Genomic DNA, 20,670 nt, shown 5'->3' with positions numbered 1-20,670 from the left:
GGATTAAACATTGTGGTGTTTCCCTTAGCGTTATTTACATATAAAAAAACGAAAAATGAAAAGGCGTGAATGTAAATGAACAGTGAAACGTACCTTGATTTTTGTTTTATAAAAGAAGCATCTGGAAATTTTGCTGTTGAAATCGATATGCTCCTTTCAGACCTTTTTAAAGATGTCCGACTAAACTGGTATTTAGATGAAAAGTCAATCGATGGGGTCGATATTGTAGTTGCTGAAGTAAAAGGAATGAGCAGATGGGAGTCTGAAGAGGAAGCAATTGAATTTATCGAGATTCATGCAGGAGATTTATTCTGGAAACATTTGCACGGGTATCAACTAAACGTTTACATGACAAAGAGGGGGTGCAATACCTGTGGAGCCCATTAAAATAGAAGATATACAACCGTTAGTATCAGAAAAAGCAAGCGTAGCCATCCTGGATGATGGTGGCCAGGATAAAGCTTCTTTCGTTACAAAAACGATTGTTAAGGTGGAGCTTTGTCCTGACATCACACATCTGCGCATTTATTTTGACGACATTAACTTTTTTGCTGTCCCATTGGTATCGATTGTGACTAAAAGTGTAAATGAATGGGTGGCTTTTGATGAAAAATCGGGTTTACAATATATAATTAGAAGAGAGAGTGGTCAGGATGTTTAAAAAAATTCAGCTGCCATTACACACCTTAAATCTCGTTGTAGGATTTATGGTATGGGTATTAATTTCTTCCCTGCTGCCTTTTATTAAAGAAGATATCAATATACCGGATGGTCAGCTTGCACTGGTAACAGCTGTCCCGGTTATTTTAGGATCTATCCTTCGCATTCCACTTGGCTTTTACGCCAATCAGTTCGGGGCCAGGAAAATTTTCCTGATTAGCTTTATATCGCTGTTATTCCCTGTTTATTATATCAGTATCGCGGATTCTCTTGCTGATTTGTTGATTGGGGGGCTTTTCCTGGGAATTGGGGGAGCCGTATTCTCTGTTGGAGTAACTTCTTTACCTAAGTATTATCCTAAGGAACGCCATGGCTTTATTAACGGAATTTATGGTGCAGGAAACCTCGGAACGGCCATTTCAGCTTTCGCAGCCCCCGCTGTAGCTACGAAGTTTGGCTGGTCGACAACCGTACAGGTTTATCTTGTGATTTTGTCAGTCTTTATCGTTGGTAACTTCCTATTGGGGGATAAAAAGGAACCGAAAGTAAAAACCCCGCTTTTAGAACAAGTTAAGGGTGTCTACAAAAATGAAAAACTGTGGCTGCTAAGCTTATTTTACTTTATAACATTCGGTTCTTTTGTTGCATTCACTATTTATCTGCCAAACTTCCTTGTAGAGAATTTTGGATTAGATAAAGTTGATGCCGGTGTAAGGACAGCTGGCTTTATTGTCCTTGCTACTTTTATGAGACCAATTGGCGGGTGGCTAGCCGACCGCTTCCATTCTCTTATTCTGCTCATGTTTGTTTTTGGTGTTTATACGGTTTCAGCCATGATCCTATCCTTTGCTCCATCATTCGGATGGTACACATTCGGCTGTTTAAGCATTGCTCTCTGTGCTGGAATAGGAAACGGTGTCATTTTTAAGCTTGTGCCGATGTATTTTCAAAGGCAGGCTGGTATTGTGAATGGAATTGTGTCAGCAATGGGTGGTTTGGGAGGATTTTTCCCTCCGTTAATTTTATCCTTGTTATTCAATATTACAGGTCATTATGCAATCGGGTTCATGGCATTGTCCGAAGTTGCCCTCGCAAGTTTGATTTTAGTTGTCTGGATGTATTTCCAAGGTAAAATGGGGCTTGCCAAAGAAGTGATTGACCATACAATAGAAGGCATTTTGATCACCGATATCAGTGGTAAAATCATTTCAGTAAACCCTGCATTTACTAAAATTACAGGCTATCAGGAAAATGAAGTACTTGGAAAGAATCCTAGTATACTTAAGTCTGGTAAACAACCGCAAACTTTTTATGAGGAATTATGGAATTCTATTAAAAAAAATGGTTTCTGGCAAGGTGAAATCTTGAATAGCCGGAAGGATGGGCAACAATATCTACAATGGCTGACAATAAGTGCAATAAAAAATGATGCCGGGGATGTCGTTCAATATGCCGGGATGTTTAGTGACATTTCAAGTAATATAGTGAAAAAAGCATAAAGAATAATATATAGTAAATTCTCAGTCTTGAAGCGGAGCTTTTGACGTACAAAAATATAATGCAAACTTTCCCACTGAACAAGAATACATCGCTCGATAGGAAGCGTAACTTTTGGGAGGACGTGGCGTAAGTCGGTCTGTCCGATAATTTGCGACAAACAAGTAAGGAGGGTGGGAATGAATACTAAGCCACTCAAAAAAAACATTAGTTCTTACATTATTCAAACTCATGAAGAAGAGATTAAACGAATTGCAATGGAGCTTCATGAAGGTGTGGGACAGTCCCTCTACAGTCTCTTTACAGGTATGCAGCTCATTGAAAAGGAAATCGAACAGCCTGCCATGAAAAGCTATGCAGGCGATATGAATCAGTTATTGGAAAAGACAATTCAAGAAATCAGGCTCTTGGCTGTGGAATTGCATCCTCCAACCCTTACAACTCTGGGGCTGATTTCTGCTATGAAAAGCTATATAAAATTATACACTTCAACATATGGCATTGAAGTTGAGATAGAGAATCTGGGTGTTGAATCGAAAATATCTGATAGAGAAAGCATTACACTTTTCAGAGTCTGCCAGGAAGCATTAGTGAATATAGCCAGATATGCTGATACGATGAAGGCAAGCATACTATTCAAATGGAAAAAAAGCAGGTTATTGATCATGATTAAAGATTCAGGAAAAGGGTTTGAGGTGGAAACCGCTATGAATAAGTCGAGCGGGCTTGCAGCCATGAGTGAAAGAATGCATTTGATTGGAGGAAAATGTTTCATATTTTCAAAAATAGATGAGGGGACTTCTATAGAGATTTCCCTTCCATTATATTAAAATGTACTAAACAAGGGGTTTGCTAATTGAGCAATCCCCGTTGTTGTTTCATATTCAACTAATAACACTACATATACGAACAGAGCAAAGGGGGAGCAGCTTTGATAAAAATTTTGCTTTGCGATGATCACGCCGTTGTAAGAATGGGCTTAAAGATGCTATTAAATAATCATGCTGATATGGAAGTCATAGCGGAAGCTTCTGAAGGGAACGAAGGAATACAGCAAGCGCTAGAGCACCAGCCTAATGTGGTAGTCATGGATTTAAGCATGCCTCATGGGAAAGATGGCTTATCAGCAACTTCAGAGCTGAAAAAACTAATGCCTGAAGTATCCATATTAATACTTACAATGCATGATGATGAAGAATATTTATTCAGAGCCATTCAAGCGGGGGCTTCAGGCTGTATTTTAAAAAGTGCACCACATGAAGAATTATTACTAGCTATTCGCTCTGTATCGACCGGAAATGCTTACCTTCATCCATCTGCAACAAAAAGGTTAATGGAAGTATACATAGGCAGTGTGAAGCAGGGGACCTCTGATATTTTCAATCTGCTTTCGGACCGTGAAAAAGAGGTGCTGACATTGATTGCGAAAGGATTTTCCAATAAAGAAATTGCCGGACAACTTGTCATAAGTGTGAAAACGGTTGAAACCCATAAAGGAAACCTGATGGAGAAGCTTCAGATGAAAACAAGACCTGAACTTGTTGCATTTGCTTTAAAAAAGGGGTTATTAGGGCATGGAATTTAACGTGTACAATCAATCAAGAAAAGGTCAACCATTTAAACAAACGTGTGTACGAGTATTAAAAGAGTTGGACTGTGATTTTGTTGGTCTTGCTTTACAAAACAGCAACGGTCCAGATGTAAGCTGGCATTATGCCGCCGGGAACAGAAATGATAAATACAAAAGAATAACTGTTCGATATGGGAAAGGGATAGCAGGTAAGGTCATCTCTACAGGCAGGCCGATGAAAATTGAAGATTTTCCTAATAATATCCTCGGCAAAGCACTAGAATACCCTATCATGCTCGCGGAAAATCTTAGATTCGCTTTCGCAGTTCCAATTCAATTTAAAGTTGTTCTCAAAGGAGTATTATTGGTAGGTAATAGAACAACTCAGCCTATTTCTGAAAGTGACCAGCAAACGATCCTTGATGCAGCGAAAAAATTGGAAAAGGAATTAAACAGCTCAATTTAACGGCAACAGGAGGACTATGAATGGACTGGAATAATCATTTGGAAAAGGAAAAAGAGAATTTTTCTGGGTCCGGCGATGCGACAATTCTCGTCAATGAATCTGGCATCATCTCTTTTGCGAATCAACGGGTATATGAAAATTTTGGTTATTCAAATCATGAATTAATAGGAGAAAAACTTTTGAATCTTATGCCAGGAGCAAACCTTCAGGCAAGAGGGGAAGGGGAAATAATCCACCAGTTCGGAATTCACAAGGATGGTCATGCTTTTTCCCTTTTTTTCAGGATGAATGCCTTTTCTCTTGAAAAAGAGATCCATTACTTAGTCGTGTTCCATAAAGTGAAAGACCAATCACGGCTTAATCAAAATCAATCCTATCCCATAAATGAGCTGGTTGATATAATGTACGCAATAGATGAATCAACGATTGTTGCTTTTACAGATGAAAAAGGCAAGATAAAATCCTTCAATAAGAAATTTTGTGAGGTATCCAAATATTCAGCATCAGAGCTTTTAGGGAAAGATCATCGAATTATCAATTCAGGTCATCATTCAAAGCAATTTATGCAAAATCTTTGGAGAACAATCTCAGCAGGAAGTGTATGGCAAGGCGAGGTTAAGAACAGAGCAAAGGATGGAACCTATTATTGGGTAGATACCACAATTGTCCCTTTCTTAAATGAAATGGGGAAACCGTATAAATACCTGGCAATTCGGAAGGAAATTACCGAATATAAACGAGTTGTAGAGGAACTGAAAAAATCCGTACACAAACTGGTCGATTTTCAATTTGCTTTGGATGCTTCATCAATTGTAGCAATAACCGATCAAAAAGGGACCATCAAATATGTTAATGATCAATTTTGCAGGATTTCCAAATTTTCAAAGGAAGAGCTGATTGGACAGAATCATCGAATTATTAACTCGGGATTTCATTCTAGAGAATTTTTCAATGATCTATGGAAAATGATTTCATCCGGGAATGTATGGAAAGGCGAGATTAAAAATATGACCAAGGATGGAACTTATTATTGGGTAGATACGACAATAGTTCCGTTTCTTGATGAGCACAATAAACCTTACCAGTATTTGGCGATTCGCCATGAAGTGACCAATAGGAAGATTGCGGAAGAAGAGATTCAGAAAATGACGGGTAAAATCATTGATGTTCAGGAAGATGAAAGGAAACGCCTTTCCCGCGAGCTTCACGATGGTATCGGACAAAACCTGTACAGCCATCTCATCACGATTATCAGGCTGCAGGCAGAAATGAGTCATCCCCTGTTAGATCAGATGCGAGATGAAGCGACTGAAATAATCGAAGAACTTCGACACCTATCATGGGAACTGCGGCCATCAGTACTCGATGATCTTGGTTTGTTTCCTGCCATTCGCTCTTATTTGGTCCGGTTTTCAGAGCATCACCATATCAGGGTCCATTTTGACTGTTATTTAAATTGCCGTCTGAACACAAACAAAGAAATTACCATTTACCGTATAATCCAAGAAGCATTAACGAATATTCGTAAATATGCTCATACTCAAGAAGCAAGAGTCACGATTTCTGAAATTGATGAAGAAATTCGTGTGGTCATAGAGGATAAAGGAAAGGGCTTTGATATTGAAAAGGTTACCCGTGGCGTAGGCTTATTCAGTATGGAGGAGAGAGCCAGAGCTGCAGGTGGAAACCTTTCCATTCATTCAGTAGAGGAAAGAGGGACAAAAGTATTTTTGGAAATACCTTTGTAGAGAAATCCAAGTCAATTTATATGCAAGGAATTCCTGGGGGGGTTCCCATTGGGGCTGCAGTTAGAACTATGCCTCAAAAACTAAAGCTGAAAGTTTTGAAGAAAAACGCTAAGAAGCTAATAGGATTAAGTGCTCATATTTTATAATAGAAAACACCTATCTAATGAATTATTAACTAAAAAATTAAAAACATGAAGGAGAAAAAGTATGCAGGCACATAACAAAACCGTCGTGAAGTCCATGCAGATCCTTACCCTTTTCATAAATCATCCGAAACTCACCTTTAATGAGATGATGGAACTTTCCGACCTGCCGAAAACCTCTTTGCACCGTATGGTGGGATCATTAGAAGAAATGGGATTTTTAACAAGGGACGATGACGGTCATTATTCACTTGGACTGATATTCTTGCAGTTTGGTCAACTGGTAGGGGAGCGTTTGGATATCAGATCAATTTCCTATCCCATCATGAAAGACCTTCGGGATGATGTAGAAGAAGCAGTGAATTTAATTGTGAGGGATAAGGACGAAGCCATGTACATTGAAAAGGTGGACACATTGCATCCTGTTCGACTTTATACATCTATTGGAAGGCGTTCGCCATTATACGCTGGCGACTCTCGAATCATACTAGCGTATTTGCCAGAAGAAGAGCGTAAAGCTTATTTGGAAAGTATTGAATTAAAACCAATTGCCATTGGAACGATAATGGATAAAGATAAACTTCGTCATGCTTTGGATGAAGCTAGAATGAAAGGTTACACGATAACTTCATCTGAACTGGAGAATTATACGAAAGCGGTGAGTGCGCCGATACTCAATGGCAAAGATCAAATAGTAGCTGGCATTAGTGTGGCTGGGATAGAGGCTAGATTTCAGGAAGATCGCTTGCCTGAATTGATTGACAAAGTAACGAAAGCCGCCAAGGAAATTTCCATGAAACTAGGTTCTAAAAAATCTTAAAGATACTAGAAAATGATATTTTCCAAACAATCATCTTTTAAATCGATAGTTTCCTTAATTAGGATGACTTACATAATCGGGTTGATTCCTATATAAAAAATGAAAAGGGAATAACCTGCAAAGCCACCGATCATGGTGGTTTTTTGTCTTTTTTTTACTGCTGAGCCAAGATGCATAGGTGAACCATTTGAGATGGTTCACCTATGCAAATAAAGTAAGCAATCTACATCGCTATATTCAAGCTTTTGAATCTGGTCACAATCATACGGATGATCGTTGGTCTGCCTGCCTCTAAATATGCACAAAGTCTGATTGATTTATATTTCTCGGCACCCCGATGTCAGCCATTGTAAGTAAACCTGGTTTACGGAGGGCATCAATTTGCTTAGCGGTATTGATAATCATTGCAGCGGTTGCAGTATCCCCAAAGATGCCGTTTGGAACAATCAATCTTTGGGTTTCGTTCCCCTCGATAACGATTTCATCTTCTTGTTTAATACCTGCAGACATCGTTAAATCCAGGTGAATTTCCTTTCCGTCAGTGGTCTTGCCCGTGGAAATTTGATGAAGCCCCTTAACATCCCCAGGTTTTAAGGTAGTTAGGGGAACGGTAATATTTTCGCTTGCAATCGTTGGTTCAATTGTATTGAGTACACTTGAAAGTTTCCAATTGAGCCCATAAGCGATTAATCTGACAGACTCCTCAAGTCCTACATGTCCAATTTTATTTTGTTCAGCTAAAAATTCAAACTCTTCTTTGGTCATCCCGATTCCGACCTTCTTTTGTAAGGGAAGGCGCCTTTTCGAAACATCCACTTTACGATTGACCCTAATTTTATTAACCGTCGTCAATACTGTAGAAAAAGAAATGGCCATAGTATCCATTATGTAGCCTGGATTAATTCCGGTCCCAATGACACTAAGTCCCTTTTCTTTAGCGTAATCATCTATTTCCTGTGAAAGTACAGGATAGCGATGCCAAGGGAAAGAAAGCTCCTCACAGGTGGAAACCACTGAAAATCCATGATCTAGAAGCTCTTTGATTTGAGGCCATACTTGCTGTGCGTTTGAACCAGTTGCATGAAGGGCGACAGGGTGGTCAGCGTCAGTCCTTACTTCCTTTATATGGGAGACTACACACTTATTCGTTTCCTTTTCATTGATGAGTGAGCCAATGTCCTTACCTATCTTATCGGGATCAATATCAACAACTCCGAAAATCGATTGTGGATTGGTTTGGTAAGCACTGCGTAGTATTTCAATGCCAATGGGGCCGAGTCCGAATACTGTAAATTCAGAATATTGTTTAGCCATTCATCTCTCATCCTTTCAAAATAAGGTATAACAAAATGTTAACATTGAGAGATAAATAATAAAAATAGTTAATTTTTATATATTTATAAATAATCGTTATAAAAGGAATGACCGCAATGAATGTGTGGCTATATGCAAAAGAGGTTGCTTCACCTGAAACCGCGTGACACATAAAAAAACACCATCCTTTCTACATATTACAGAAAGAATAGCGTTTTTTTGTTTTTGGGGTAATGATATGCCCTAGCTTGCTGGGCATATGGCGGCACCCCTATAGGCATATGTTAAGGCAAATCCAATATAAAAAACCCAAAGTTGTTTAAACCTATATTAAAAGAAATTTTGATTTTTCATTGTAAAGTAATAAACAAGAGTTAAAAGAGCTAAAATCGAAAAGTTATAAAAGCTAAACCTTATAAGGTACATTTTACTTTTTTGTGGATCTCTCTTAATAAAAAGTTTAAATGAAATTACACTTGCGAGGGAAGCAACTATCGTACCAAGTCCACCTAAATTTACACCTACTAATAAAGGCTGCCAATTCACGGAGAATTTTGATAAAAAGATCGCAGCTGGTACATTGCTTATCAGTTGGCTTAAAATTATGGAACTGAAAAAGATAGATGTAGGACTTTTGAGATGTTCGCTTGCAAATGTGTGCACTACCTTTAAATCCGATATGTTTCCTATAAATATAAAAAAACATATAAAAGTAATAAGCAATAAATAATCAATTTTCTTCAATAATTTTATATCAAGTAAACATGCGGTTCCCAAAGCGATGATGAACGCAAGTTTGTAGCTTAAAACCCCAAGTATGGATGCAGATATGATGCCAAATAGAATTCCCCATACTGTTGCCCTTTTTTTATTTTTTATAGAAATATACGGAAGTTCCATTTCCAGTGTTTTACTATTCAATCTTTGATTAAGAAAGAATAATAGAATAATTCCAAGAACCACTAATAGAAGGATTGTTGTAAAAAATTGTATGGGCCTTATTCCGTAGTTAGTAAATATATAAAGATTTTGAGGATTTCCCATAGGAGTTAGGCTGCTTCCGATGTTAGCCGCAATTGTCTCTAGTATAATAGTATCTAACATAGAAGTTTGTATAATCTTACTAATTATAAGTGTTAATGGTACAAATGTTATTAATGCCACATCATTCGTTACAAGCATGGAACTAAAAAAGCATAATAAAATTAGGATTGCTGAAACACTTTTACTATTATGACATTTACTCAGTATAGCAATGGCGAACTTATCCAATAGTTTAAGATCTTCCAGAGCCTTAACTACGAGCATAAGATTAAATAAACTGACTAATACTTTAAAATCAATATATTCCAGTTTTGGTGAATGGAATAAACAGCTTACGATTGCAAACAAGAGTGAGATGGTAAATACAATGTCTTTTTTTAAAATTCCAAATTTCAAGTTCACTTTTTTTCGTACTTCACATAAATATATTCTTTCATCAAATCCCCCTCCAGTACTATCTATTCTACTACATTACTCTGTTTCTTACATTTGAAACATACACTTAAAAAACACCATCATTTCCATGGAATTACAGAAAAATAGCATTTTTTAGTTATGGGGGTAATGATTTGTCTTGGCTTGATGGGGATTAGGTGGTACCTCTTAATGAACTAAACCAGCCAATAGTTTGTCAACATTTTTCAATAAGGTAAGTCAATGAATAATCAAGATTATTTTAATGATGAAAACTATACTGGTAATCACCTTCATGTAGATAATTGGAAATATGAGTTCACTCCACTTATAGAGGCATTTGCTTGGGTAAGAAAAGACAGTTCAATGGACTTGTTTTTTAATGATTTCGCAGATGATAAGGAGTTTCAAGCATTATTTAGTGATAAAGAATACTATTATAATGAACTTATGGGTGTATTTCCTGGTAATGTTAAAACTAATCAGGAAGTATACGAAATGTTTCGTAATTGGGTTTGATGGAGTGCTATACCCATTTAGGAAGAGGAGGTAAATAGAAAAGAAAGGATTTTTTTCTCTTAATGGTCAGTTCTATTTATCATTGTATAAATGTAACCTCTTTACTCATTTCCATATTTTTCACCTCCTGATTGGACGTGAATGCGTTTACATTTAAATTTACAATGATAATGTTGTAAAATTTCCTGTTTAAATAATCAACTATATTCACCTCTTAATTTACTAAACATATTGGTGTATAATAGATAAATCCATATAAAGACGGAGATGAATGCTTTGGTTACAATTACTGATATCGCGAAGCTTGCCGGAGTTGCTAAGAGTACAGTTTCACGTTATCTAAATAATGGTTCTGTTAGTGAGGCAACGAAAAATAAAATCGAACGTGTGATAAATGAAACCAGCTATGCTCCTAATGCCTTCGCTCAAAGTTTAAAAGCAAAGAAAACTAATATAATCGGTACCATTGTACCGAGACTTGATTCGTATGCTTCTTCTCATACGTTAATTGGCATTGATGAACAATTAAGAGAACTAAATTATCAAATGCTGATCTCAAATACCGGTCAGGATTTAGATCGGGAAATTGAAAATATTTACACACTGGCTAAGCAAAAGGTTGCGGGAATGATTTTGCTTCCATCCCAAGTTACAGACGCCCATTTAGAGGCCTTCAAAGAGCTGCAATTGCCCGTTTTACTGGTTGGTCAGCAGCATGAAACAATTCACAGCATCATACACAATGATTATGAAGCAGCATATGATCTTGGAAAACATGTGCTGGAAAAAGGTCACCGTAAGATTGCTTTTTTGGGCGTAACAGGAAAAGATATTGCTGTAGGAGTCATGCGAAAAAAAGGATTTCAGCGGGCGATAGATGAAAAACCAGACTGTAAAGTAAGGTATTATGAAACAAGCTTCAGCATAACAGATGCATTAATCAATGTCCCTTCTATTATTGAGGAATTCACTCCCTCTATTATCGTATGTGCAACTGATAATATAGCGATTGGTGCTTTGAAAGCAGCTTATTTAAGAGGTTTGAAAATCCCAGAAGACTTGTCAATCACTGGATTTGGAGGTTATGAAGTAACAGATATGATACACCCAGGCATAACTACAGCGAAATTTTACTACAAAGAAGCAGGACAAATGGCAGCTAAGAGTATCGTAAAGCTTGTTAATGGGGAAGAATTACCAAAATTATCTCTATCAAAATATAAAATTATTGAACGAGAAAGCGTTGACAATCGTTTACTACACCGATTATAATCAAAATGAAATCGGTTACCAAATATTTCCCTTCTAAAATGTAACCGGTTTCTGTGAATCAACTTGTTGATGTTATATTTTTTTGGTTTATGCTGGAACCGGTTCCGTTGCTTAATATATTCATATATTTTTTTGAATTCAAACGGAACCGGTTCCAAGTCAGCGTTTATAAACGTTTAAAAGGAGGATCATTATGAATAATAAAGAAGTATCCAAGGAAATATTGGAGGCAATCGGCGGGAAAGAAAATGTGGCAGCTGCAGCACACTGTGCGACTCGGCTCCGCTTAGCTTTACATGATGAAGATAAAGTTGATCAAGCAAAACTAGATGAGATGGATGCAGTAAAGGGAACATATTCAACTGGAGGACAATACCAGATTATTATCGGTGCGGGAACCGTTAATGAAGTATACAAAGAGTTTTCAAAGCTAACTGGACTTACTGAAATGTCGACGAAAGATGTAAAAGATGCTGGTTCGAAGAAAATGAATCCGCTTCAGCGCTTTGTAAAAATGCTTTCTGATATTTTTGTTCCTATTATTCCTGCAATTGTTGCCGGCGGTCTATTGATGGGGATTAACAACTTGCTCACAGCACCTGACTTATTTATTGCAGGGCAATCCATTGTCGAAGCTAACCCGGGATTCGCAGATTTAGCAGCTCTAATTAATACATTTGCCAACGCAGCATTTGTATTCCTTCCAATCTTAATCGGTTTCTCTGCCACACAGCGGTTTGGCGGAAATCCTTATCTGGGTGCTACACTTGGAATGCTAATGGTTCACCCTGACTTATTGAATGGTTGGGGATACGGAGGAGCCTTAGTAAGCGGTGAAATTCAGGTCTGGAATATTCTTGGATTTGAAATTGAAAAAATCGGATATCAAGGCACTGTGTTGCCAGTACTTGTTGCTTCCTTTATTTTAGCAAAAATAGAAACGTATTTGCGAAAAGTCATTCCTTCCGCACTAGACAATATTCTAACACCATTATTGACAATTTTTATTACTGGTATCTTAACGTTCACAGTAGTAGGACCGATTACTCGTGCTACAGGGAACTTATTAACAGACGGTCTCATCTTCTTATATGATGGAACTGGTTTTATCGGAGGAGCTATATTTGGACTTCTTTACGCACCAATCGTCATCACAGGTATGCATCATAGCTTTATTGCTGTAGAAACACAATTACTTTCTGATATTTCAAAAACTGGGGGCTCTTTTATTTTCGTAATTGCAGCAATGTCCAATATTGCTCAAGGTGCAGCAACCCTTGCAGTTACTTTCATTACGAAAGATAAAAAAACAAAAGGTACGGCATCTGCAGCGGGTATTTCGGCTCTTTTAGGGATTTCAGAACCTGCAATGTTCGGTGTTAACTTAAAACTGAGATATCCATTTATTGGAGCAATTATAGGTTCAGGAGTGGCTTCTGCTTTCGTCACCTTCTTCAAAGTAAAGGCGATTGCACTTGGCGCTGCAGGTCTACCAGGGATTATTTCCATAAAAACAGATACAATTATCTTTTATATAATTGGTATGGCCATTTCCTTTGCGGTTGCCTTTATCGCAACATTCAGTTTAGCAAATCGGACAGATAAAAAAGTTGCTGCCCTTTCTCGAAAAGAAGCAGCCTAATTTATTAATATGAAAAGGGCTGTTCGAAACAAGGAACAGTCATCTGATTTTTTAAAGGAGTCTGATCACATGGGCTGGACAAAAGAACAGCGTTATCGCCGCGTTGAAGATGTTAATCAGGTAGAGCTGCAAAATTTGCAAACAAGAGTAAATGAATGCACATGGCGACAAACCTTTCATATACAGCCTTTATCCGGCCTACTTAATGACCCTAATGGCTTCTCTTTTTATCATGGTGAGTACCATTTATTCTACCAATGGTTTCCGCTTGGTCCTGTACATGGGTTGAAGTATTGGTATCATACGAAATCAAAAGATCTTGTTTCTTGGGAAAATGCCGGCATCGGGATCGCACCGGATGATTATTATGACAGCCATGGAGCCTATTCCGGAAGTGCTATTGAATATGAAGGAAAACTATATTTATTTTATACCGGGAACACCCGTGATGAGAATTGGCAAAGACATCCCTATCAATGTATCGCCATCATGGAGAAAACGGGACAAATTGAAAAATTGACCCATCCATTCATTCGGGACGTACCAGAAGGATATACTAATCATTTCCGCGACCCGAAAGTTTGGAGAGAAAATGATAACTTTTATGCAGTAATCGGTGCACAGCGGAAAGACAAAACAGGATGTGTCGTCCTATATCGTTCCTCCAATCTAGTAAACTGGACATTTGAAGGAGAGTTACAAACTGACCTTGGAACTTTTGGATATATGTGGGAATGCCCAGATTATTTTGAACTGCAAAACTATGGTGTATTGATGTTTTCTCCACAGGGTTTGGAGTCCAAGGGAGACCTTTACCACAATATTTATCAATCCGGTTATGTTATTGGCAGCAAGCTAGATACAATAACCCACTCATTATCACATGGCTCTTTTCAGGAGCTTGACAGAGGCTTTGATTTTTATGCGCCGCAAACAATGGTTAATCCTGACGGAAGGCGTATCCTTGTCGGATGGATGGGCTTGCCTGAAATCGACCTACCCACAGACAAAAATGGCTGGGCGCATTGTTTAACACTGCCAAGAGAATTATCTGTTCGAAACGGTAAACTGATTCAGCGGCCAGTGCAGGAACTTCAAGCGCTACGCAGGCAGGAAACTAAAGTAAAAGGTGTTTTGAAGAACACCAAGAACATGTATGAAGAATTCAAAGGAGTATCCTATGAAATGGTATGTGAATTTGAAAACAACGATGCCGTTGAATTTGGTATTGAATTCAGGGCCGGTGATGATGAAAAAACGGTCATTAAATATGATACTGTAGAGAAAAAAGTCATTCTTGACCGCTCTTCTTCAGGTGAGACCGTTGGAGAAGCTTATGGAACAATCCGAAAATGCTTTGTGAATACCAAAAAAATTAAGTTTCATTTATTTGTAGATACCTCTTCTGTTGAGATTTTCATCAATGACGGTGAAGAAGTATTCACGAGCAGGATTTTCCCTCGTGAAAACAGAAATGAAATTCGTTTCTTTGCATTATCTGGAAGCACCACTTTTCAAGCAAAAAAATGGAGTTATGTATGAAAGCGAGAGGTAAGGTATGAGAAATTTATATGCAATCGGTGAAGTATTAATTGATTTTATCCCCCTTCAAAAAGGAATCGCACTAAAAGATGTAATGGAATTCGAGCGTGCTCCAGGAGGCGCTCCAGCGAATGTTGCTGTATCAGTTGCCAGAAATGGCGGCAATGCATCGATAATTACTAAGCTCGGAATGGATTCATTTGGGGACTTTCTTTTAGAACAATTGCAGCAAGCCGGCGTGAAAATAGATAAAATTACGAGAACGAATGAAGCCAACACAGGCCTTGCTTTTGTATCTTTGCTTGAAAATGGTGAACGTGATTTCTCTTTCTACCGCAATCCTTCTGCAGATTTGCTGCTTCATGAGACTGAAATTAACGATAGCTGGTTTGCAAACGGCGACCTCCTCCACTTCTGTTCAGTCGATTTAGTGGAAAGTCCTATGAAGCATGCGCATGTGAAAGCCATTGCTTCTCTAAAAGCAAAAGGCGGAATCATCAGCTTTGACCCAAATGTCCGCCTTCCGCTTTGGACTGATCCTGAAGAATGCCGGAAAACTATTTTAGAGTTTGTTCCAATGGTTCATATTTTGAAAATTTCTGATGAAGAGCTTGAGTTTATTACCGGGATTACTGATAAAGAAAAAGCAGTTTCTTCGTTATTTACTGGTGCTGTTAAAGCAGTAATTTATACAAAAGGAGCTCAAGGTGCCGAATTATATGTAGGAGGTAAAAAATACGAATCAACCGGGTATCGCGTCGGCGTACAGGATACAACAGGGGCTGGGGATGCATTTATCGGAGGCTTGCTGTATCAGTTATTGGAAAAAGACGTTCGGCAAGGAAATCTGGAAGAAGTTCTTGAACTTCATCACCAAGAAATCCTAAGCTTTGCAAACGCTAGTGGCGCTCTTACTACGACTGGAAAAGGAGCAATCTCTTCCATTCCGGCCAAAGAAGCGATTTATCAACTGCAGCAAATCGATCAATAATGGCGCCTGCCCTAAACGGAAAAGTACCGACCGATTGGCTTGCTAAGTTGATAAGGACCGATTAAAAGGCCTTGGAGCTGCTGGTGGTTTGGAGATAGGAAATAACATCTAGGCAATTTTTGGACCGAAATCAGACCAGCTAAAAGAACAAATCAAAAAAGTGATTGCTTAAGAAATTTGTTGTTCAGCCAGAATATTAAAAATAATAGGAGGTATTACCTTGTTAAAAAACTTATTTGGAAAAAAAACAAAAATTTCGGAAATAAAATTAGTATCGCCAATTGAAGGAGAAATTTTAAAGCTTGAAGATGTACCGGATCCAGTTTTTTCACAGAAAATGATGGGAGATGGTATTGCTTTCTTTCCTATCGAAGGGAAGGTAGTGGCGCCGGCTGATGCAAAAGTCATCAATGTCTTCCCGACGAAGCATGCCATTGCATTGGAAACGGCAGAAGGGCTGGAAATATTGATCCATATTGGATTGGACACGGTTAACATGAAAGGAGAAGGGTTTTCCGTTTGTGTGGCAGAAGGTGACCAGGTTAAAGCAGGAGACATATTGGTCACCTACAGCCTTGAACTGGTAAAGGAAAAAGCATCAAGTACTATTACACCGATGATCATTACCAATGGAGACATTGTGACACATTTAGAGTATCACTATAGTGGACAATCTGTAGCCGGTAAAACGACCGTTCTGGTAGTTACCTTAAAATAGGAGAATGAGTAAAATAGAAGAAACTCGTTAAAGAACTAAAGAACTAAAGAACATATGACCAAGAGATGTCCACCCCAGAAATGGGGTGTTTTTATTTTGACTAAGTTGGTATCATAACTTAACGGAATTGTGTTACTTTAGGTGATAATTTGAACTTGTTTTATACAATTTATATTCCTGTTTTAATGCCAAAACCTATTAAAATTAAGCCAGTTGATTTTTGGAACGCTTTCTGGAATTTGGAGTTGTTCAACCATTTTTTTGCGTAATCAATTAGATAAACAAGAAATAGAAACCATAATACAGCGAGTAAGGTTAAGATGAAGGCTAATATAATCAATTGCYGGTTTACATTTCCATTCAAATTGACAAATTGCGGCATGATTGTTATATAAACTAAAATAGTCTTTGGATTAAGAATATTATTAAGTAATGCCTGCATAAAGGAATCCTTATTATGCCGATTTAAATACTTCGTGGGTGTATTTGCTTGTGCTTGTATTTCTTTTAAAGAAAAAGCGCTTTTAGTAAAAAAACTTTTAATCCCTAAATAAATTAAGTAGGCGGCTCCCAAATATTTAATTGTACTGAAAAGAATAACAGACTTTGCAATGACAACAGATAACCCAAGAATAGCAATAAGCGTCCAAAAAGAAAGTCCCGTTGCCATTCCAAGAACGGTATAATGTCCAGCTTTTGGACCATAGCGAAGCGTGTTTTTCACTAGGAGCATAGTATCTGCTCCGGGTATAATAACCATCATTGCAACTATTGATATGTAAGTTAGTAAGCTATCCATACTATTTCTCCCTTTTCGTTTGTTAGTGGCTACTCAAGTAACTACTTATTAAGTATATTGGATGCTTATGGAAAAGGTCAACAGATTTTGCTAAAATATTAGTTACTAAGGTAGCAACTAAGGTTGTGTTGGAGGATTTATGAAAGAAAACATTTTAGAAACATTAAAAAATCTAAATTTTACCGAATATGAAGCGAAAGCATATCTTACCTTATTGGAAGAATCGCCATTGACTGGTTATGCAGTAGCAAAAAACTCCGGTGTACCACGTTCAAGAATATATGAAATTCTGGACGGTCTCGCAATAAGAGGGGATATTCTGGTTAGTCCTGGGAACACACCACAGTATACTCCTGTTCCTGCAAAGGAGCTAATAAAAAACCGTCGAATGAAAGCAGAAGAGAATTTTGAACTGGCAGAAAAATCATTAGCGGAGTTTGAAAGTTCTGCAAATGACCGTGAAAATATCTGGAATATCACTGGACGCAATGAAATACTCGAAAAGGTTAAAGCTTGTATATTATCTGCTGAAAAAAGAATCCTCTTAGAGATTTGGGAAGAGGAATTCGAAGAATTGGAGTCTGAACTAAGACAGGCAGCAACTAGAGGGGTCAATGTAACAATTATTGCTTATGGGGAAATCGTATGTGATTTTGCTAATGTTTACCTCCATTATATGGGTCATGAAATTACAGAAGAGTATGGTGGACGATGGCTTGTTATTAGTGGAGATGACTCAGAAGTAGTAGCAGGTATTGTCTCGCTGGGTAAAGATAGTCGTGCGGCATGGACAATGCATGTAGGTTTGGTAATGCCAATTACAGAAGTCATGATTCATGATTTGTATCTCATGGAAATTATGGAGAAACATAGAGAGCTTTTAGAAGAAAGTTTTGGTGAAAACCTTGCCAATTTACGTAAAAAATTCTCTATCCATCCAGATTTTAAGAAACATTACGTTGACTAGATTTGTACTATTTTTTCCTGTTTTAACAACATAAAAAGAAAAGCATTACTTTTTTATTAATCATCGTTTTGATGAAGTAGTGTGGGGCTCAGTAACAATTCAAGCTAGCTTTAACACCATCATCCAGCGTCTATTGGCAATCCCAAGTGGCGAATATTGCTAGGTGGGAATTACTAATAATGATTGATGAATATGGATGGATTTGAAGCATGGAAGCACGCATTAGCGAAGCATCATTTTCATCTATAGCGAAAAAATACGGGAGAATCCTGCAATAGTCAATGGACAATTAGAAGTTCCAGAAAATTTCATTGAAAAAGGTGAAGCCGATGTGATTGCCTTAGGAAAGGGAACCCTGGTGAGTGGGTCAATAAAGTCAATGATGGAAAGCTATAAGCAGTTTTAAAGCCGGAAAAAGTGTTAAGCCCGAATGCAAAAAATAAGGTATTTGAAGTATAAATCTTCTCAATCTCACAGTGCTTTACTTGAAGAAGCAAACTAAAAAAAGCCGATTCCTTAACGTACAGGAATCGACTTTTTTAGTTTGAAATTTCGCTTAGCGTAAAAATTCCCCGTTCATCTTAACCCAAAAATAACACTATTTATTTTGAAAAGATTTCTTTTGCGTTTTCCATGGCCATTTTATTTCCTAGTGCTGAATAGTCAAGCCATGGCTGATCCGGAACTACGTATACATGTTTTCCTTTAACTGCTTTCAACCCTTTCCAAATGGGTGTATCTTCCAACTGTTTAAAAGCAGTCTGAGACTCATCGTCACTGTTGACAATGACAAATATAGCATCTGCATCGAAATCTGGAAGAACTTCTTGAGATATGACTTCGTAAGGCAGATTTTTATCAATCTTTTCAACACCATTGGCAGGTTTAAAACCTAAATCCTGAAATAAGATAGGTCCCATTGGCTTTTCAGAACTAAATACTCGTAACTCCTTTGCAGTAACACGGATTGCCATTACTTTACTGCCTTCACCAAGTTTATTTTCAATTAAATTTTTGACTTCTTTTGTTTGTTTTTCATAATCTGATATGAACTTTTCTGCTTGCTGTTGACGGTCGACAAGTTTAGCAACGGACTTTAAATGATCTCTCCATGTTCCTTCATCAAGATTAAATACATGAGTCGGTGCGATTTTTTCATATTTTGATACATCTTGTCCTGAAAATTCTTTATCAAGATAAATCACAGAAGGATTTAGTTCTATCAACGCTTCCATATCTGGATCTTTTACGGGTCCAAGCTTTTGCGTATCTTTTAATCGATCCTTCACATGCGGCAGAAAATCTTTTAATTCTCCACCAATTACAGAACCAACTGGAGTTATATCTAATGCAAGTAAATCATTTGTTAGGTGGATGGAAAGTGAAGCGATTCTAGGTTCTTCACTCTCTGGTTTATTTTTTTTTGCTGATTTACTATCATTTGAAGATGTCTGTCCGCAAGCCGACAAAATAAGAATTAACATAATGCTAAATAAAATAGTAATTTTCTTGTTCATTTTTTCTCCTAATTGAAAAGTTATTTTGTTTTTGTGAGCAAGTAAAGAAAATAGGGAGCTCCTATAGCAGCGACTACTATACCAGCTGGAATAGCATTTGGATGAAATATGGATCGGCCGATGGTATCCGCAAGCACCAAAATAATGAGTCCTATAAGCCCTGCAACAGGAAGGAAATGCTGGTACATCGGGCCGACGAGCCGACGGGCAAGATGCGGGGCAACTAGACCAATAAATCCAATACCGCCGGCCATTGCTACACTCGCACATGACAAACCAACAGCAGTTACCAGCATCAGCAAACGTTGTTTTTGAACAGAAACACCAAGTCCAGCCGCTACCTCATCACCTAGTGATAAGGCATTTAATGTGTTAGATTTGAAGTAAGCATAAGGTGCTAAAATAAGGATCCACGGAAAAAGGGCAATAACATGGATCCAATCTCTTCCCCATACATTACCAACCAACCATCTTGAAGCAAATGAGTAGGTTTCTTCATCAAGACGAAGAGACAGAAAAAGTGTAATAGCACTAAAACCAGCAGAAATCGCAATTCCAATGAGAATAAGGCGAATGGGCAGTATGCCTTTGTAACGATCATAGGCAAGTAAAACAATAAGAAAAGCAGTTAAGACTCCGCCTAAAAAGGTAAATAACGGTATAAGGATTGATGCTTTTTCATCTAATGAATGAAAATAGGTTACAAAGATAATCAGACCAAAGGACGCACCTGCATGTAAGCCTAGAATTCCTGGATCTGCCAAAGGATTACGCGATAAACCTTGTAGGATTGCACCTGAAATTCCTAATCCAACTCCCGCCAACATGGTAATCAAGATTCGTGGCATACGGTAATCAAATAGCACAGTAGAACTTTTAAAATCACCGTTGCCAAAAAGCGTTTGGATTATTTTTAAAGGTGAAATTCGCAGTGTACCTGTATTCAAGCTTATTAATACTGCAATTATACTAATAAAAATAAATACCATAGTAACTATATATGCCCTCTTGTTGTCTGCATTCATAT

Annotated in this window: 20 protein-coding genes; 15 read left to right on the top strand and 5 right to left on the bottom strand. The window is 37.8% G+C overall.

Annotated features, from left to right (window positions below; genetic code table 11):
- The first annotated feature begins 75 nt into the window (after positions 1-75).
- The 8 genes from AC1DVK_RS10110 (at position 76) to AC1DVK_RS10075 (ending at position 6,904) form a co-directional block, all read left to right on the top strand.
- Positions 76-387, top strand: a complete 312-nt coding sequence (locus AC1DVK_RS10110; RefSeq protein ID WP_089363119.1) for a hypothetical protein — start codon at positions 76-78, stop codon at positions 385-387.
- The gene (locus AC1DVK_RS10105) at positions 374-661 is read left to right on the top strand and encodes a hypothetical protein (RefSeq protein ID WP_410861820.1); all 288 of its coding nucleotides are present in this window, start codon (positions 374-376) and stop codon (positions 659-661) included. Before AC1DVK_RS10110 ends, AC1DVK_RS10105 begins: the two co-directional genes overlap by 14 nt.
- On the top strand, positions 654-2,159 hold the full coding sequence (locus AC1DVK_RS10100; RefSeq protein ID WP_410861821.1) for a nitrate/nitrite transporter: 1,506 nt from the start codon (positions 654-656) through the stop codon (positions 2,157-2,159). The genes AC1DVK_RS10105 and AC1DVK_RS10100 overlap by 8 nt, the downstream gene beginning before the upstream one ends.
- Before the next feature lie 177 nt (positions 2,160-2,336).
- Entirely contained in the window at positions 2,337-2,987 is a 651-nt protein-coding gene (locus AC1DVK_RS10095) for a sensor histidine kinase (RefSeq protein ID WP_061462864.1), read from the top strand.
- Positions 2,988-3,088: 101 nt separating this feature from the next.
- Positions 3,089-3,742, top strand: coding sequence for a response regulator transcription factor (locus tag AC1DVK_RS10090; RefSeq protein WP_061462865.1), 654 nt, complete (start codon positions 3,089-3,091; stop codon positions 3,740-3,742).
- Entirely contained in the window at positions 3,732-4,193 is a 462-nt protein-coding gene (locus AC1DVK_RS10085) for a GAF domain-containing protein (protein WP_410861823.1), read from the top strand. The genes AC1DVK_RS10090 and AC1DVK_RS10085 overlap by 11 nt, the downstream gene beginning before the upstream one ends.
- A gap of 20 nt (positions 4,194-4,213) precedes the next feature.
- Entirely contained in the window at positions 4,214-5,941 is a 1,728-nt protein-coding gene (locus AC1DVK_RS10080) for a PAS domain-containing sensor histidine kinase (RefSeq protein ID WP_477626394.1), read from the top strand.
- A gap of 207 nt (positions 5,942-6,148) precedes the next feature.
- Positions 6,149-6,904 (top strand): IclR family transcriptional regulator, encoded by a 756-nt coding sequence (locus AC1DVK_RS10075; RefSeq protein WP_477626393.1) that lies wholly within the window; start codon positions 6,149-6,151, stop codon positions 6,902-6,904.
- A 291-nt stretch (positions 6,905-7,195) separates the two neighbouring features.
- On the opposite strand, the gene AC1DVK_RS10070 is transcribed toward AC1DVK_RS10075, so the two are convergent.
- Complete coding sequence (locus tag AC1DVK_RS10070) at positions 7,196-8,218, bottom strand: NAD(P)H-dependent amine dehydrogenase family protein (protein WP_061462869.1); 1,023 nt, start codon at positions 8,216-8,218, stop codon at positions 7,196-7,198.
- A gap of 330 nt (positions 8,219-8,548) precedes the next feature.
- Positions 8,549-9,724, bottom strand: coding sequence for an SLC13 family permease (locus AC1DVK_RS10065; protein ID WP_089363114.1), 1,176 nt, complete (start codon positions 9,722-9,724; stop codon positions 8,549-8,551).
- Positions 9,725-9,919: 195 nt separating this feature from the next.
- Between AC1DVK_RS10065 and AC1DVK_RS10060 the strand changes: the two genes are divergently transcribed.
- The 6 genes from AC1DVK_RS10060 to AC1DVK_RS10035 all read left to right on the top strand — a co-directional run bounded on the left by AC1DVK_RS10060 (position 9,920) and on the right by AC1DVK_RS10035 (position 16,360).
- Entirely contained in the window at positions 9,920-10,195 is a 276-nt protein-coding gene (locus AC1DVK_RS10060; protein WP_289337672.1) for a hypothetical protein, read from the top strand.
- A 276-nt stretch (positions 10,196-10,471) separates the two neighbouring features.
- A complete protein-coding gene (locus AC1DVK_RS10055) occupies positions 10,472-11,467 on the top strand; it encodes a LacI family DNA-binding transcriptional regulator (RefSeq protein ID WP_477626392.1) in 996 nt (331 codons plus the stop codon).
- A 193-nt stretch (positions 11,468-11,660) separates the two neighbouring features.
- Positions 11,661-13,109 carry a sucrose-specific PTS transporter subunit IIBC gene (locus AC1DVK_RS10050; RefSeq protein WP_477626391.1) on the top strand — a complete coding sequence of 483 codons (1,449 nt, stop codon included), beginning with the start codon at positions 11,661-11,663 and terminating at the stop codon, positions 13,107-13,109.
- 69 nt (positions 13,110-13,178) lie between these two features.
- The gene (locus AC1DVK_RS10045) at positions 13,179-14,651 is read left to right on the top strand and encodes a sucrose-6-phosphate hydrolase (RefSeq protein WP_289320525.1); all 1,473 of its coding nucleotides are present in this window, start codon (positions 13,179-13,181) and stop codon (positions 14,649-14,651) included.
- A gap of 16 nt (positions 14,652-14,667) precedes the next feature.
- Positions 14,668-15,642 (top strand): carbohydrate kinase family protein, encoded by a 975-nt coding sequence (locus AC1DVK_RS10040; protein ID WP_289337670.1) that lies wholly within the window; start codon positions 14,668-14,670, stop codon positions 15,640-15,642.
- 220 nt (positions 15,643-15,862) lie between these two features.
- Complete coding sequence (locus AC1DVK_RS10035) at positions 15,863-16,360, top strand: PTS sugar transporter subunit IIA (RefSeq protein WP_054397421.1); 498 nt, start codon at positions 15,863-15,865, stop codon at positions 16,358-16,360.
- Positions 16,361-16,529: 169 nt separating this feature from the next.
- Here the strand turns inward: AC1DVK_RS10035 and AC1DVK_RS10030 are convergent, their stop codons facing one another.
- On the bottom strand, positions 16,530-17,159 hold the full coding sequence (locus tag AC1DVK_RS10030) for a homoserine/threonine efflux transporter (RefSeq protein ID WP_477626390.1): 630 nt from the start codon (positions 17,157-17,159) through the stop codon (positions 16,530-16,532).
- 139 nt (positions 17,160-17,298) lie between these two features.
- On the opposite strand from AC1DVK_RS10030, the gene AC1DVK_RS10025 reads away from it, so the two are divergent.
- Positions 17,299-18,126 carry a TrmB family transcriptional regulator gene (locus AC1DVK_RS10025; RefSeq protein ID WP_289337668.1) on the top strand — a complete coding sequence of 276 codons (828 nt, stop codon included), beginning with the start codon at positions 17,299-17,301 and terminating at the stop codon, positions 18,124-18,126.
- A 602-nt stretch (positions 18,127-18,728) separates the two neighbouring features.
- Here the strand turns inward: AC1DVK_RS10025 and AC1DVK_RS10020 are convergent.
- Together AC1DVK_RS10020 and AC1DVK_RS10015 are read right to left on the bottom strand one after the other, a co-directional pair.
- Entirely contained in the window at positions 18,729-19,643 is a 915-nt protein-coding gene (locus AC1DVK_RS10020) for an ABC transporter substrate-binding protein (protein ID WP_477626389.1), read from the bottom strand.
- A gap of 20 nt (positions 19,644-19,663) precedes the next feature.
- Positions 19,664-20,668, bottom strand: a complete 1,005-nt coding sequence (locus tag AC1DVK_RS10015; protein ID WP_410861839.1) for a FecCD family ABC transporter permease — start codon at positions 20,666-20,668, stop codon at positions 19,664-19,666.
- Positions 20,669-20,670: the final 2 nt, after the last annotated feature.

It is taken from the genome of Peribacillus sp. P4_B1 (assembly GCF_056402395.1).
The sequence above is the reverse complement of the archived record's forward strand: the minus strand, read 5'-3'. Positions and strand labels throughout refer to the sequence as shown.

What these genes read in the sequence shown, in the direction of transcription:
- AC1DVK_RS10045 (WP_289320525.1), top strand. Translation starts at nt 13,179, where the DNA reads ATGGGCTGGACAAAAGAACAGCGTTATCGCCGCGTTGAAGATGTTAAT.
- AC1DVK_RS10080 (WP_477626394.1), top strand. Translation starts at nt 4,214, where the DNA reads ATGGACTGGAATAATCATTTGGAAAAGGAAAAAGAGAATTTTTCTGGG.
- AC1DVK_RS10070 (WP_061462869.1), bottom strand. Translation starts at nt 8,218, where the DNA reads ATGGCTAAACAATATTCTGAATTTACAGTATTCGGACTCGGCCCCATT.
- AC1DVK_RS10020 (WP_477626389.1), bottom strand. Translation starts at nt 19,643, where the DNA reads ATGAACAAGAAAATTACTATTTTATTTAGCATTATGTTAATTCTTATT.
- AC1DVK_RS10110 (WP_089363119.1), top strand. Translation starts at nt 76, where the DNA reads ATGAACAGTGAAACGTACCTTGATTTTTGTTTTATAAAAGAAGCATCT.
- AC1DVK_RS10040 (WP_289337670.1), top strand. Translation starts at nt 14,668, where the DNA reads ATGAGAAATTTATATGCAATCGGTGAAGTATTAATTGATTTTATCCCC.
- AC1DVK_RS10015 (WP_410861839.1), bottom strand. Translation starts at nt 20,668, where the DNA reads ATGAATGCAGACAACAAGAGGGCATATATAGTTACTATGGTATTTATT.
- AC1DVK_RS10100 (WP_410861821.1), top strand. Translation starts at nt 654, where the DNA reads ATGTTTAAAAAAATTCAGCTGCCATTACACACCTTAAATCTCGTTGTA.
- AC1DVK_RS10085 (WP_410861823.1), top strand. Translation starts at nt 3,732, where the DNA reads ATGGAATTTAACGTGTACAATCAATCAAGAAAAGGTCAACCATTTAAA.
- AC1DVK_RS10025 (WP_289337668.1), top strand. Translation starts at nt 17,299, where the DNA reads ATGAAAGAAAACATTTTAGAAACATTAAAAAATCTAAATTTTACCGAA.
- AC1DVK_RS10050 (WP_477626391.1), top strand. Translation starts at nt 11,661, where the DNA reads ATGAATAATAAAGAAGTATCCAAGGAAATATTGGAGGCAATCGGCGGG.
- AC1DVK_RS10075 (WP_477626393.1), top strand. Translation starts at nt 6,149, where the DNA reads ATGCAGGCACATAACAAAACCGTCGTGAAGTCCATGCAGATCCTTACC.
- AC1DVK_RS10095 (WP_061462864.1), top strand. Translation starts at nt 2,337, where the DNA reads ATGAATACTAAGCCACTCAAAAAAAACATTAGTTCTTACATTATTCAA.
- AC1DVK_RS10060 (WP_289337672.1), top strand. Translation starts at nt 9,920, where the DNA reads ATGAATAATCAAGATTATTTTAATGATGAAAACTATACTGGTAATCAC.